Genomic DNA, 13,520 nt, shown 5'->3' on the forward strand with positions numbered 1-13,520 from the left:
CTACTCGCGCCAGTTGCGAGCGAAGCTGGTAGACTCCGCCGCCATTATGATTCGACTTCAGAACCTGACTTTACAGCGTGGCCCGCAACGTCTGCTAGAAGACGCCGAGCTGACCCTGCACGCCGGCCACAAAGCCGGCCTCATCGGTGCCAACGGCGCCGGCAAATCGAGCCTGTTCGCCTTGCTTCTGGGTGACCTGCACCCGGACTCGGGTGATTGCTTCTTGCCGGCGGACTGGCGCATCGCCCACATGCGCCAGGAGATCGACACTCTCGATCGGGTGGCGGTCGACTATGTGCTCGATGGCGACCTGCGCCTGCGCGAGGTGCAACGCGACCTCGCGGCAGCCGAAGCGGCCCATGACGGTACCGCTCAGGCCCGCCTGCACTCGGAACTCGACAGCGCCGACGGTTACACCGCCGATGCCCGGGCCCGAAAACTGCTGGCCGGCCTTGGGTTCACCAATGAACAGATGGATCGCCAGGTAGGAGATTTCTCTGGCGGTTGGCGGATGCGTCTGAACCTGGCGCAGGCTTTGATGTGCCCCTCGGACCTTCTGCTGCTCGACGAACCGACCAACCACTTGGACCTCGACGCCATCATCTGGCTCGAAGAATGGCTCAAAAGCTATCCCGGCACCTTGATGTTGATTTCCCACGACCGGGATTTCCTCGATGCCGTGGTCGATCACGTGGCCCACGTCGATCAGCGCAAGATCACCTTGTATCGCGGTGGTTACAGCGCCTTCGAACGCGCTCGCGCCGAACGTCTGGCCCAGCAACAGCAGGCCTACGAGAAGCAGCAGGCGCAACGGGCGCACATGGAAAGCTACATCGCCCGTTTCAAGGCCCAGGCCACCAAGGCCCGTCAGGCCCAGAGCCGGATCAAGGCGCTGGAGCGGATGGAAGAGCTGTCCGCCGCCCACGTCGATTCGCCATTCGATTTTGTCTTCCGCGAATCGGTGAAAATCTCCAGCCCGTTGATTGACCTCTCCGACGCCCGACTGGGTTACGGCGAGCGCGCCGTGCTGGAGAAGGTCAAATTGCAATTGATCCCCGGTGCGCGGATCGGTTTGCTTGGCCCGAACGGTGCCGGTAAGTCGACTCTGATCAAAAACCTTGCCGGTGAACTCGAGCCGTTGTCCGGCCGACTGACCCGTGGCGAGAACACCGTCGTTGGCTACTTCGCCCAGCATCAGCTGGACTCCCTCGACTCCAAGGCCAGCCCGTTGCTGCACATGCAGCGCCTGGCGCCGACCGAGCGCGAGCAGACGCTGCGCGACTTCCTCGGTGGTTTCGATTTCCGCGGTGCGCGGATCGATGAGCCGGTGCTGAACTTCTCCGGTGGCGAAAAGGCCCGTCTGGCGCTGGCGTTGATCGCCTGGGGCCGGCCGAACCTGTTGCTGCTCGACGAACCGACCAACCACCTGGACCTGGAAATGCGCCTGGCGCTGACCATGGCTCTTCAGGAATTCAGTGGCGCGGTACTGGTGGTCTCCCACGATCGCCATTTGCTCAAAAGCACCACTGACAATTTCTATCTGGTGGCGGACGGCAAGGTCGAGGAATTCGACGGCGACCTGGAAGACTACACCCGTTGGCTGGTGGACTACCGTCAGCGCAACGCCCCGGTCAGCAATACGCCGGTCAATCCGGACAAGACCGACAAGAAGGCCCAGCGCCAGGCGGCAGCCGCGTTGCGTCAGCAACTGGCACCGCACAAGCGCGAGGCTGACAAGCTCGAAGCCGAGCTGGGCAAGCTGCACGAGAAACTGGCGAAGATCGATGCCAGCCTCGGCGACAGCGACATTTACGAGCCGGCGCGCAAAAACGATTTGCGTGATCTGCTGGCCGAACAGGCCAAGCTGAAGGTCCGTGAAGCCGAACTGGAAGAAGCCTGGATGGAAGCGCTGGAGTTGCTTGAAAGCATGCAGGCGGAGCTGGAGGCTCTGTCCTGATGGAAGCCTTCAAGTTGCCGCTGCCGGCTGGGTGGGGCGAGCCGCTCTGGCTGGTCGTGCAAATTCTGCTGATCCTGCTGGCCGGTTATATCGCCCAGCGGGTTGTCGCTAAATGCCTGACTCGCCTGGGCGAACGCTATCCGTTTCCGCCGCAATTTTTCATGCCGCTACGCGGTGGTTTGCGCTGGCTGATCATGGGCAGCGCGCTGATCTTCGTGCTGGAGCGCCTCGGCGTTTCGGCGACGGTGCTCTGGACCGCGTTGTCCGGGTTTGTCGCGGTAGCGGCCGTGGCGTTCTTCGCCATGTGGAGCGTGCTCTCCAATCTGCTGTGCGCGATCCTGATCTTCACCGTCGGCCCGTTTCGGATCGGTGATGTGGTCGAATTGGTGGACACCACCGACAAGCCTGGCGTCAAAGGCCGGGTGGTGGCGATCAATCTGCTCTATACCACGCTGATCGAAGCCGAAGAACTCGGTACCGGCAGCGCCATGGTGCAAGTGCCCAACAGCCTGTTCTTCCAGCGCTCGGTTCGACGCTGGCGCGGCAGCGATGTGTTTCCTTCCAGCGGTTTCGAAAAGTAAGCCTTCTGTTGCCTGACATACCGCTTTCGCGAGCAAGCCCGCTCCCACATTAGATGGATGGTGTTCACATTTTTTGTGTTCGCTGAAGATCCCCTGTGGGAGCGGGCTTGCTCGCGATGAGGCCTTACAGCCATAAACGCTGGTCGGCAGTCCACCCTGTCCTGCAAAAAATCGGTAGTCATCGGCCCAAAGCCGCATTAGCTTAGACGTCTGTCACGAGTCTGAGTCGAGGTGTGCGATGGTGCTTCAAACATGGCTGGCGTTTTTTGCCGCCTGCTGGGTGATCAGTCTGTCTCCCGGTGCTGGCGCCATTGCGTCGATGTCCAGCGGTCTGCGATACGGATTCTGGCGCGGTTACTGGAACGCCCTGGGCCTGCAACTGGGTCTGGCGTTGCAGATTGCGATTGTCGCCGCCGGTGTCGGCGCGATCCTCGCGGCTTCGGCCACTGCTTTCTACGCGATCAAATGGTTTGGCGTGGCTTATCTGGTTTACCTGGCGGTCAAGCAATGGCGCGCGCTGCCCAATGACATGAGCGACGATGCGGCAGTCCGGCAAATCGGCAAGCCGATGGCGCTGGTGTTCCGCGGTTTCCTGGTGAACGTCAGCAATCCCAAGGCGTTGGTGTTCATGCTCGCGGTGCTGCCGCAATTCATCGATCCACATGCACCGCTGGTGGCGCAGTACCTGATCCTAGGTATGACCATGATCTGCGTCGACCTGATCGTCATGGCCGGTTACACCGGGCTGGCAGCGAAGGTGCTGCGGATGTTGCGCACGCCCAAGCAGCAGAGACGCATGAATCGCACATTTGCCGGGCTGTTCATTGGCGCGGCGGCGTTCATGGCGACGCTTCGCAAAGCGGCGGTGTAAAACTCTCGGGTACAAACGCGACCTAATGTGGCGAGCGAGCTTGCTCGCGCTGGGTTGCGAAGCGGCCCCCAAATATTGCGAGCGCTACGCACTCGAGCGGGAGCAAGCTCCCTCGCCACATTAGGACTCAGTACGGTTCAGATTTATTTGATGGGCATAAGAGCAAGCATAAAAAAGGCGACCCTTTGGGTCGCCTTTTTCGTTTTCCGGAGGGTCAGCGCAGAATGACCGGCGCTATGTCCGCTGGCAGGTTGTTACGCCGCGGCGCTTGCTCCGGCTGCTCGTAACCACCGCCGCCGAGCTGTTGGCTCAGTTGCCCTGCCACGTCCTCTCCCAAGGACTTGGACACGTCACGCACCACCCGCGGACGGTTCAGCGAGACACGGATGTCCCGATGGTTCATCAGTTTGGTGTCCTGACCTTCGCCCATCGCCGTGAAGGCCGAGGTGATTTCGAAGGTCTTGGTGTTGATCAGGCTGAAATCCGCCACCAGGGTCAACGCCAGCACCGCCGAATAGCTGTCGGTGTTGGCGAGCTCGTTGATGTCCTTGTTGAAGTCGATGTCCGACACGGTGCCGAACAACACGTAGTCCGCGCCTTTGAAGTTGCCGGCCTTGATTCGCTTGATCACGTCATAGACGTCACCCTTGGACGCCGAAGTGTAAGGCGTGCCCTGGACCAGCTGGAACATGCCGGTACGAAGAATCTCGCCCTTGATGTCGCCCGTGAATTTGCGCAATTCACCCTGTTCGATGTAGCTGCTGGTGGCTTCGATTTCGTTGTAGCTCGACGAGCCGCTGGCGCCGTAGTAACTCTGGATGTGGTTGCTCTGTGCCGAAACGATGTGGATGTACTGCTCCACTCGCTCCTGATACGCGAGGTCCGTCACTGCGACTTTCGGGGCCGCTTGCACGCTGAACGCGCAAGCCAGGGCCATCATGCCAATCCATGCGCGCATTGATTAACGCTCCGTGGTCTTGCGGATCTCTTTCTCGTCCATCCACTCGGCCAGACCGCTTTCAACGTCAATCAATTGCAGGCTGAATTTGTAGAAGACGTCCTTGTAGTCACTGCTGCGCTTGACGATCGAGCTGATCGAACCTTCGATACGGTATTTGGCGGCGATCATGTTGCCGGTCTTGGCTACCGTGCTCTTCTTGTACAGGCCGCTCTGGTTTTGCAGCTTGAGCTGGTCAACCTGGCTCTGCATCGCGTTGTTATCGCTGGCGAAGCGCGCGACACCGGTTTTCATCAGCTGGGTCTTGATGCTGGTGGTGATTTCACGAGTATCGATGTATTCGCTGGTCTTGTTCTTCACGTCGTAGACCTGAACCACCGGACGACCCTGCATGATGCCGGATTGGGCCAGGGAACGGGTCATGGACTCGGCGATCATCTGCAGGTCCGTGGAACCGAACTCGTTGGTCACGGTTTCCACAGCCTTGGTGTCGCCGTAGCTGATGCTTTTGCTGCCCAGGGTCGGCGAAGTGTTGGCGCAGCCGCTGGCCAGGAGGGCGAAGACGGCGATGAACGAAAAACGTGCAAACATGGGAATGCTCTCTGGAACTGAACGAATAGGGTGTCGGGCTTAAGGCGTTTTGATTTCGAGACGGAAATCCACGGCCTTGGCGGTTGGCGCGATCGCTTGGATGAAGCTGGTCTGCTCGCCGTACATCATCTGGCTTTTCCAGGTTTCTTCTTCGGCGACGGGGAAGCCCTCAGGGCCGAGCCAGGCAAAACGGTAGTAGAAAGTCTTGTTGTTGAAGCTGGTGTTGCTCAACTGTGCATTGACCGTCATGAAGCCGTTTTCCCGGGCGACGCGCATGGCACCGACCACGATGTTCTTGAGCTTGCCCATGGCCACAACCTTGCTGGCGGCGCTGCCAGGTTCCGGCGGTGGCGGGGTGGCGCACCCGGCCAGCAAGGCCAGGGCGACAACAGCGATGAATTTGAAACGCATGCAAAGACTCCGTTCTTAAGGTTTGAGGCTGGCCACGGCGGTCGGGTTGGCTTTCGGGATCACCTGCGCGGCCAAGCCGCTGGCGAACACCTGATTGCCCACGGCGCGCAGGCTGATGACCTGGTAGCGCTGATCGACGGTGACCTTGACCACCGAACCGCCCACGGCGCTCGGCAGGGTGACTTGGTGCTCACCTTTCTTCAGGCGCAGACGCACCACTTGCGTGTAGTCCGGCAGGGTGCGCCACGTACGGGTATCGGCACCTTCGAGCACGGCTGAAGAAATACCCACCGCCAGGCCCGCCAGCGGGTTGGTTTCGTTGATCTGCTTCTGCGCCACGCCTTTGGTCACGGCACGCACGGTGGTGCGCAGGATGATGCCCGGCATGTCGTCACGCAGGGCGCGACGAGACATGGCAGTGGTGCTGTTGAGTTGCGTCAAGTTCAGTTGCTGTCCATCCACACCGATCTGGCTGAGCGTGGCGGTGGAGGTGTCCGCCTTGATGATCGGGAACGACAGTGGCGTGATCACCAATTGGTTGCTGATCGGCAAGGGCAACGGGATGCGGATCGAATCGCGCGACGGCGCCAGGCCGCTTTGCACGACGATCAGGATGTCACTGTCATCGTTCTTGCCGCCTGGCTTGTCGAGATTGACCAGCGCCTGTTCGAGCAGCGGGGTGTTCGGACGCAGTTCGGCGGCTTTGCGGTAGCCCGGCGCAGCCAGGTTTTTTTCACCCAGGGCTTCATAGACGAAGCCGGCCAGGTAGTGGCTGAATGCACTCTGGTAGCTGTTTTTCAGGCTGACCACTTCCGGTGCGTCGAGGCTGGCGACCGGGTAACCCTGCAAGTCCTTGTACTGGGTCTTGACGCCTTCTTTCTCGGCTTCCTCTTCGCTCTTGAGGTATTCCTTGTCGCGCAGATCGGCGATTACGGCTTCGCGTTCGTGGGTCTTTTTGATCGACATGCGCGCGCCGTCGAAGTCGTTGACTGCCAGCAGGTTGAGTGCCATCTGCGTGGTCAGCATGACTTTTTCGTAGTCGTAGCCTTCGTAGCGACGGACCTTGTCGTTCACCACGAAACTGCCGAACTGGGCCAGGTATTTGCCGGTATCAAGCTTGACCGAATCTTCCCACTTGCCCACCACCTGATCGGCGCTGGACCAGGCGTTCTGGCTGCCGGACAAGTCGCCCTTGGCGCGCAGCAGTTCACCTTTCTCGAAGTAATAGAGCAGGTCTTTGTCTTTGCTGGTGTTGTTCTTTTCCAGCAGGGTCAAGGCGGCATCGACATTGCCGGAAGCCAGTTGCTGGTTGGTTTGTGCAAGTTCCGAATCGTAGTTACGAAAGGCCGAGCAGCCGCCAAGCAAGGTGACAGCGCTGAGCGCGATCGAGGTAAGGGCGCGGGATGCCATGGGGTACTTCTTCCCTGAATGTAAGCAGCCGCAAATGCTGGCCGGGCTGATGGGACCTATTGGCGGGAAGGTTGGCATCCTGCCAATTCCTCATAAAAAGAGGAGCTTAAATGCCGTTTAGCAATAACGACGGCGCGGCATTATAAGCAAGGATGCTGGCTATGTAATGGCTTTTTAATTTCATATTTCCGAAATGTGCCATTAGTTATTTCAGGCCGCACGCCCTATGGCTGTCTCAGGAAACTCCAACAAAGCTTGAGTGAAACTCATTGAGAGTGAACAATGTGTTACTTCGTATTTCCATTTGAGAGTTATTCATGATTGCCTCCTCTCGTTTTCTGGCGTGGCTCGTGCTGCCAATGATCGCGTTCTGCAGCTTCAATGCGCTGGCCGAAACCGCGGAAGGTGCGCCCAAGGCCCTGCATCTGCTCGATTACATCGGCGCCGATTACCCGGCGACGGTGGAGGCGGGCAACGTCATCGATGAGTCTGAATACCGCGAACAGCAGGAACTCCTGAAAGTGTTGCAAGGTTTGATCGCCGATTTGCCGGCCAAACCCGAACGCGCAGAGCTGGAGCAGGGCGTCGACAGCCTTGGCGCTGCCATCGCTGCTCGCAAGGATGGCGCGGAGGTTGCCCGTCAGGCACGTCAGCTGGGGGCCAGACTGGCGGTGACCTATGAAGTCAGCCAGGCTCCGGTCATCACCCCGGACCCGACTCGCGGCGCACCGCTATATGCCCAGCAATGTTCGGTGTGTCATGGCGATACGGGCGCCGGTGACGGCCCGGCGGGTGTCGGCATGACGCCGCCGCCAGCCAATCTGCGCGATGCTGCGCGACTGGACCGACTGAGCCTCTACGCGATCTACAACACCTTGGGAATGGGCGTCGAAGGCACCGACATGCCGGCCTTCGCCGATCAACTGGATGATCGTCAACGTTGGGATCTGGCGACCTACATCGCGAGCTTCAGTGCCGACCCGACCGCGGCAAAATCCGAGAAATCCTACAACATCGCCGACCTCGCCCGTCAGACGCCAGCCGAAGTGCAGGCCGCTGAAGGTCCTCAGGCGGCTGCCACCTTCCGTGCCCAGCGAGCGCAACCGCCGCTGGTCAAGCGTGGTCCGGGGCAGTTGCTTGATTACACGGCGGCCACCCTGGACAAGAGCATCGCAGCCTACCGCGCGGGCGATCACGATCAGGCTTATGACTTGTCGGTAGCGGCGTACCTGGAAGGCTTCGAGTTGGTCGAAAGCTCGCTGGACAACGTCGACGCCAACGTGCGCAAAGACACCGAAAAATCGCTGATGGCGTACCGTCAGTCGTTGCAGGACGGCTTGCCGGTGGCCCAAGTCCAGCAGCGTCTGGATGCAGCCAACGCCAAGTTGAAGGAAGCCGCCAGCCTGTTGGGCAGCGATGGTTTGAGTTGGTCCCTGAGCTACATTTCCGGTTTGTTGATTCTGTTGCGCGAAGGCCTGGAAGCGATTCTGGTGCTGGCGGCGATCCTCGCGTTCCTGCGCAATACCGGCCAGCAATCGGCGGTGCGCAGCGTCAACGTCGGTTGGGGACTGGCGCTGCTGGCAGGTCTGGCGACCTGGGCGCTGGCGGCGTACGTGATCGATGTCAGCGGCTCGCAACGCGAACTGCTGGAAGGTGCGACGGCGTTGTTCGCCGCTGTCATGGTGCTTTGGCTTGGCGTGTGGATGCACGACCGTCGTCACGCGGCGGCCTGGCAGGATTACATCAAGAGCAGCTTGGTGGGCGGCGGTGGTCGTTTCGGGTTTGCGACGCTGGCGTTCTTCTCGGTGTATCGCGAACTGTTTGAAGTGATTCTGTTCTACGAGACCCTTTGGTTGCAGGCAGGTCCCGCGGGCCATAACGCGGTACTGGCGGGTGGTGCGACGGCGTTGGTCATGTTGGTGGGGCTGGCCTGGGTGATCCTGCGCGGTTCGGCGAAACTGCCGCTGTCGTTGTTCTTCAGCATCAACGCCGGTCTGTTGTGCGCGTTGTCGGTGGTGTTTGCCGGGCATGGCGTGAAGGCATTGCAGGAAGCCGGGATTTTCGGCACCCGGCCGGTGCCGTTCTTTGACTTCGACTGGCTGGGGATCCATGCTGACGCGTATTCGCTGAGTGCGCAGGCGGTGGCGATTATCGCGATCATCGTGCTGTATAGCCGTAGTCGGATAGCCGAGAAGCGGCGGGTGCAGGTTTCTTAACAACAGCATTCGCTTCGCTCACAATCGCGAGCAGGCTCGCTCCCACAGGAATTGCGTATAACCTGTGGGAGCGAGCCTGCTCGCGATTTTTTTTGGAAGAGGAAAACACAATGCGCGTGTGGATCGATGCCGACGCCTGCCCCCGGGCGGCCAAGGATCTGGTGGTGAAGTTCGCCCTCAAGCGCCAGTTCGAAGTGGTGCTGGTGGCCGGACAGCCGCAGATCAAGCCGGGCTTGGCGCTGGTGAAGTTGATCGTAGTGCCCAGCGGCCCGGATGCGGCCGACGACTATCTGGTGGAGCACGCGGTCCCTGGCGAATTGGTGATCTGCAGCGATGTGCCGCTGGCCGACCGTCTGGTGAAAAAGGGCGTTGCGGCGCTGGATCCACGGGGCAAAGAGTTCGATACGCAGAACATGGGCGACCGGTTGGCGGTGCGGAACCTGTTTACCGATCTACGTGAACAAGGGCAAATGAGCGGCGGGCCAGCACCCTTTGGCGAGCGCGAGAAGCAGGCGTTTGCCAATGCGCTGGACCGGATCCTCACGCGGCTTACCCGTTCACACTGATCGTTCCCACGCTCTGCGTGGGAATGCCTAACTGGACGCTCTGCGTCCGCTTTGGGACGCGGAGCGTCCCGGGCTGCATTTCCACGCAGAGCGTGGGAACGATCAGGTCAGGCGTCGTTTTCGTGGGTCAGTTCGAGCACGCGGTCGACCAGTTTGTTGATGCCCGACGCCGCTTCGCTGATGCTCTGCGCCAGCATGTACGCCGGGGTGCTGACCAGTTTGCGCGCCTTGTCTTCGACGATGTCAGTCACTGCGCAGTCGGCGTGGGTGGCGCCCATCTTGTTCATGGCGGCGGCGGTATCGGCGTCATTGCCGATGGTGCAGGTCACGCCCGGTCCATAGATTTTCGCCGCGAGCGCCGGCGAGATGCAGATCAGCCCGACCGGCTTGCCGGCCTCGGCGAACGCTTCGGTCAACGCCAGGACGTCAGGCTGAACGCTGCATCCGGCGCCTTCGACGGCAAAGTTCGACAGGTTCTTGGCCGATCCAAATCCGCCGGGAACGATCAGCGCATCGAAGTCTTCGACGCTGGCTTCGCGGATATCCTTGATGTTGCCCCGGGCGATCCGCGCCGATTCCACCAGCACATTGCGCGACTCGGGCATTTCTTCGCCGGTCAGGTGATTGATCACGTGCAACTGCGCGATGTTCGGCGCGAAACACTGCACCTGAGCCCCCCGCTGGTCCAGACGCAGCAGGGTGATCACACTTTCGTGGATCTCGGCGCCGTCGTATACGCCACAGCCGGACAGGATCACTGCAATTTTTTTGCTCATGGGCTTTTCTCCAGATTCATGGCGTTAAATGTCCACTAATTTGTCACTCGTTGCCATAGGGTTAATTCGCGGCTACACCTAGGATCTGTCCTCAAGATTCCGATCAGGGCGCGTCATGGACTTCATTCTGTATGCGGTGCCGTTTTTCTTTGTGCTGATTGCCGTCGAACTGCTGGCCGACCGTTGGCGCGGGGTGAGCAATTATCGCGTGGCGGATGCGATCAACAGCATAAGCACCGGCGTGCTGTCGACCACCACCGGCCTGTTGACCAAAGGCGTCGGCCTGGTGACGTATGCGTTTGCCCTCAAGCACCTGGCGCTGTTCGAACTCTCGGCCGACAGCGTTTGGGTCTGGGTATTCGCCTTCGTCCTCTACGACTTCTGCTATTACTGGCTGCATCGCATGGGCCATGAACGCAACATTCTCTGGGCGGCGCATTCGGTGCATCACCAGAGCGAGGACTACAACCTGTCCACGGCGTTGCGCCAGACCAGTACCGGCTTCCTGTTGAGCTGGGTTTTCTACCTGCCGATGGCCGTGCTCGGCGTGCCGCTGATGGTGTTCATCAGCGTCGCCTCGCTGAACCTGCTGTACCAATTCTGGGTGCATACCAAACACATTCCCAAGCTCGGCTGGTTCGAGTGGTTCTTCGTCACGCCGTCCAATCATCGGGCCCACCATGCACAGAACGCTCTCTACATGGATCGCAACTACGGCGGGGTGTTCATTATTTGGGACCGTCTATTTGGCTCGTTTCAGGAAGAGGACGACAACGAGCCGGTGATTTTCGGTGTGACCACGCCGCTCGCAAGCTGGAACCCGTTGTGGGCGAACGTGCAGTTCTACGCGCAGCTGTGGGATGACGCGCGGCGTGCGCAAAGCAAATGGGACAAGGTGCGCATCTGGTTTATGCGCACCGGTTGGCGGCCGGCTGACGTGGCGGCCAGATACCCGATGAACAAGCCTGACCTGAGTCAGTTCCGTAAATTCGAGGTGCCGCTTGACGGGCGTCAGCAGCTGTACGTCGTGTTGCAGTTCTGCGTCTACATCGCGCTGGGCAGCTACTTGATGAACCTGGAGCAGGGTTTGCCAACCGCCGCGCTGGTGCTCGGCTGGAGTGCCGTGGCGCTGGGGTTGTTTACGTTGGGCGTGGCCCTGGAGAATCGCCCGTGGGCGCTGAAGCTGGAGCTGCTGCGCCTGGCGTCGAATGTGCCGCTGGTGTGGCTGGCGCCGGTCGTTGGGCTGTGGCCGGCCAGCGCGGCAGGCTGGGTCGGCCTGCTGAGTTACAGCCTGCTCAGCGGAATCGGTCTCTACTGTTGCAGAAACCGTTTCACTCGGCTGGCGTCTTAGTCTCGGCAGATTTGGCCAGTGCGGCTTGCTCGTCGGCGTAGATCTTCTTCGCCAGACGGGCGTTCTTGAGGCGTCGGCGCAACCACAGGCAAAAGCCCAATACCAGCAGGGCGCCAAGCACCCACAGCTCGTACTTCTTGACGCTGCCGAGCATGCCTTCGAGTACCGCGCCGAAGTGATAGGCGGCGGCAGCCAGCGCGGTGGCCCAGATCGCGGCACCAATCCCGTTGAGCAGCAGATAACGTCCTGGCGGATAGCCCGACAGGCCGATCGCCACCGGCATCACCGTGCGCAGGCCATAGACAAAGCGGAAGCTCAGTACCCAGATGTCCGGGTGCCGGCGGATGTGTTCCAGTGCCCGGTCGCCCATCAATTGCCAGCGCGGTTTGCGTGCCAGCAACTTGCGGCCGTGCTTGCGCCCCAGGAAATACCACAGCTGATCACCGGCATAACTGCCGAGGAACGCCACGATCATCACCACTTTGAGGTCCATGTATCCGCGGAACGCGAGGAAGCCTGCGAGCACCAGAATGGTTTCGCCTTCGAAAAACGTGCCGAGAAAGAGGGCGAAGTAGCCGAATTCCTGAAGAAATTGTTGGAGCATTGTCTGGATGCTGGCGAAATGAACGCGCAGCCTAACCCTTCGGGAACATTCATGAAAGTGTCCAAATGTGTCTCGACGTGAACATTTCCTACAAGGACAATGGAATGCGGCTACGTGTCACAGGGCTAAGCACAACTGTCATGTGTTCGTCATAATGGCCGCTTATAACTGTCACGCTCGCCCGCCAACGCGGGCTCAGGAGTCTGCCGTGAGCTTTACCCCCGCCAACCGCTTGTTTCCAGCAACCCGCCTGCGTCGCAATCGCCGTGATGATTTCTCGCGTCGACTGGTCCGTGAAAACGTTCTGACCGTCGATGATTTGATCCTGCCGGTGTTCGTGCTGGACGGTGAAAACCGTCGCGAAGCGGTGGCGTCGATGCCGGGCGTCGAGCGCCTGACCATCGATCTGTTGCTTGAAGAAGCGGCCAAGTGGGTCGAGCTGGGGATTCCGGCACTGGCGCTGTTCCCGGTGACGCCACCAGAGCTCAAGTCTCTGGACGCCGCCGAAGCCTGGAACCCCAACGGCATCGCCCAGCGCGCCACCCGCGCCCTGCGTGACCGGTTCCCGGAGTTGGGTGTGATCACTGACGTCGCCCTGGACCCGTTCACCACTCATGGCCAGGACGGCATCCTCGACGAAGAAGGCTACGTGCAAAACGACATCACCGTCGACGCACTGGTCAAGCAGGCGCTGTCCCACGCCGAAGCCGGCGCTCAGGTGGTGGCCCCGTCGGACATGATGGACGGTCGCATCCAGGCGATCCGCGAAGCGCTGGAGCTGGCCGATCACGTCAACGTGCGGATCATGGCCTACTCGGCGAAGTACGCCAGTGCCTATTACGGCCCGTTCCGCGATGCGGTCGGTTCGGCGCTGAACCTGGGCAAGGCCAACAAGGCTTCCTATCAGATGGACCCGGCCAACAGCAACGAAGCCCTGCACGAAGTGGCGGCGGACTTGTCAGAAGGCGCGGACATGGTCATGGTCAAGCCAGGCATGCCGTATCTGGACATCCTTTACCGGGTCAAAGAAGAATTTAAAGTGCCGACCTTTGTCTATCAGGTCAGCGGTGAATATGCCATGCACATGGCGGCGATCCAGAATGGCTGGTTGAGCGAAGGGGTTATCCTCGAATCCCTGACCGCTTTTAAACGTGCAGGCGCTGATGGCATCCTGACGTACTTTGCCGTCCGTGCTGCTCAATTGTTACGAGAGCAAAAATAGCCCTCC

13 protein-coding genes are annotated in these 13,520 nt (G+C 60.2%); 7 read left to right on the forward strand and 6 right to left on the reverse strand.

Translation table 11 applies throughout. The features are described 5' to 3' along the window. Nucleotides 1-46 precede the first annotated feature (46 nt). The 3 genes from PFAS1_RS12310 (at nucleotide 47) to PFAS1_RS12320 (ending at nucleotide 3,409) form a co-directional block, all read left to right on the forward strand. The gene (locus PFAS1_RS12310; RefSeq protein ID WP_074871876.1) at nucleotides 47-1,957 is read left to right on the forward strand and encodes an ATP-binding cassette domain-containing protein; all 1,911 of its coding nucleotides are present in this window, start codon (nucleotides 47-49) and stop codon (nucleotides 1,955-1,957) included. Then, nucleotides 1,957-2,538 (forward strand): mechanosensitive ion channel family protein, encoded by a 582-nt coding sequence (locus PFAS1_RS12315; protein WP_076029333.1) that lies wholly within the window; start codon nucleotides 1,957-1,959, stop codon nucleotides 2,536-2,538. The genes PFAS1_RS12310 and PFAS1_RS12315 overlap by 1 nt, the downstream gene beginning before the upstream one ends. 238 nt (nucleotides 2,539-2,776) lie before the next feature. Further along, nucleotides 2,777-3,409, forward strand: coding sequence for a LysE family transporter (locus PFAS1_RS12320; RefSeq protein ID WP_076029334.1), 633 nt, complete (start codon nucleotides 2,777-2,779; stop codon nucleotides 3,407-3,409). A gap of 214 nt (nucleotides 3,410-3,623) precedes the next feature. Here the strand turns inward: PFAS1_RS12320 and PFAS1_RS12325 are convergent, their stop codons facing one another. Genes PFAS1_RS12325 through PFAS1_RS12340 form a run of 4 tightly spaced genes read right to left on the reverse strand, consistent with a single transcriptional unit; the run spans nucleotide 3,624 to nucleotide 6,779 of the window. Continuing rightward, the gene (locus tag PFAS1_RS12325) at nucleotides 3,624-4,367 is read right to left on the reverse strand and encodes a penicillin-binding protein activator LpoB (protein ID WP_076029335.1); all 744 of its coding nucleotides are present in this window, start codon (nucleotides 4,365-4,367) and stop codon (nucleotides 3,624-3,626) included. Between the two features lie 3 nt (nucleotides 4,368-4,370). After that, nucleotides 4,371-4,958: a penicillin-binding protein activator LpoB gene (gene lpoB, locus PFAS1_RS12330; RefSeq protein ID WP_076029336.1), complete on the reverse strand. Its 588-nt coding sequence runs from the start codon at nucleotides 4,956-4,958 to the stop codon at nucleotides 4,371-4,373. A 39-nt stretch (nucleotides 4,959-4,997) separates the two neighbouring features. After that, nucleotides 4,998-5,369 carry a YcfL family putative periplasmic lipoprotein gene (locus PFAS1_RS12335; protein ID WP_076029337.1) on the reverse strand — a complete coding sequence of 124 codons (372 nt, stop codon included), beginning with the start codon at nucleotides 5,367-5,369 and terminating at the stop codon, nucleotides 4,998-5,000. 15 nt (nucleotides 5,370-5,384) lie between these two features. Then, nucleotides 5,385-6,779, reverse strand: a complete 1,395-nt coding sequence (locus tag PFAS1_RS12340; RefSeq protein ID WP_076029338.1) for a COG3014 family protein — start codon at nucleotides 6,777-6,779, stop codon at nucleotides 5,385-5,387. Nucleotides 6,780-7,096: 317 nt separating this feature from the next. Between PFAS1_RS12340 and PFAS1_RS12345 the strand changes: the two genes are divergently transcribed. Both PFAS1_RS12345 and PFAS1_RS12350 read left to right on the forward strand, forming a co-directional pair. Continuing rightward, nucleotides 7,097-8,995 (forward strand): FTR1 family protein, encoded by a 1,899-nt coding sequence (locus tag PFAS1_RS12345; protein WP_076029339.1) that lies wholly within the window; start codon nucleotides 7,097-7,099, stop codon nucleotides 8,993-8,995. 110 nt (nucleotides 8,996-9,105) lie between these two features. Then, nucleotides 9,106-9,561: a YaiI/YqxD family protein gene (locus tag PFAS1_RS12350; protein WP_074871863.1), complete on the forward strand. Its 456-nt coding sequence runs from the start codon at nucleotides 9,106-9,108 to the stop codon at nucleotides 9,559-9,561. A gap of 107 nt (nucleotides 9,562-9,668) precedes the next feature. Here the strand turns inward: PFAS1_RS12350 and elbB are convergent, their stop codons facing one another. Next, on the reverse strand, nucleotides 9,669-10,337 hold the full coding sequence (gene elbB, locus PFAS1_RS12355) for an isoprenoid biosynthesis glyoxalase ElbB (protein WP_074871861.1): 669 nt from the start codon (nucleotides 10,335-10,337) through the stop codon (nucleotides 9,669-9,671). A gap of 115 nt (nucleotides 10,338-10,452) precedes the next feature. On the opposite strand from elbB, the gene PFAS1_RS12360 reads away from it, so the two are divergent. Then, complete coding sequence (locus tag PFAS1_RS12360) at nucleotides 10,453-11,688, forward strand: sterol desaturase family protein (RefSeq protein ID WP_076029340.1); 1,236 nt, start codon at nucleotides 10,453-10,455, stop codon at nucleotides 11,686-11,688. On the opposite strand, the gene PFAS1_RS12365 is transcribed toward PFAS1_RS12360, so the two are convergent. Then, on the reverse strand, nucleotides 11,669-12,292 hold the full coding sequence (locus tag PFAS1_RS12365; RefSeq protein WP_074871857.1) for a DedA family protein: 624 nt from the start codon (nucleotides 12,290-12,292) through the stop codon (nucleotides 11,669-11,671). The genes PFAS1_RS12360 and PFAS1_RS12365 overlap by 20 nt on opposite strands. A 208-nt stretch (nucleotides 12,293-12,500) precedes the next feature. Between PFAS1_RS12365 and hemB the strand changes: the two genes are divergently transcribed. Next, nucleotides 12,501-13,514, forward strand: a complete 1,014-nt coding sequence (hemB, locus tag PFAS1_RS12370; protein WP_007899362.1) for a porphobilinogen synthase — start codon at nucleotides 12,501-12,503, stop codon at nucleotides 13,512-13,514. The last annotated feature ends 6 nt before the right edge of the window (nucleotides 13,515-13,520 follow it).

The organism is Pseudomonas frederiksbergensis (assembly GCF_001952935.1).
Lineage (GTDB): Bacteria > Pseudomonadota > Gammaproteobacteria > Pseudomonadales > Pseudomonadaceae > Aquipseudomonas > Aquipseudomonas frederiksbergensis.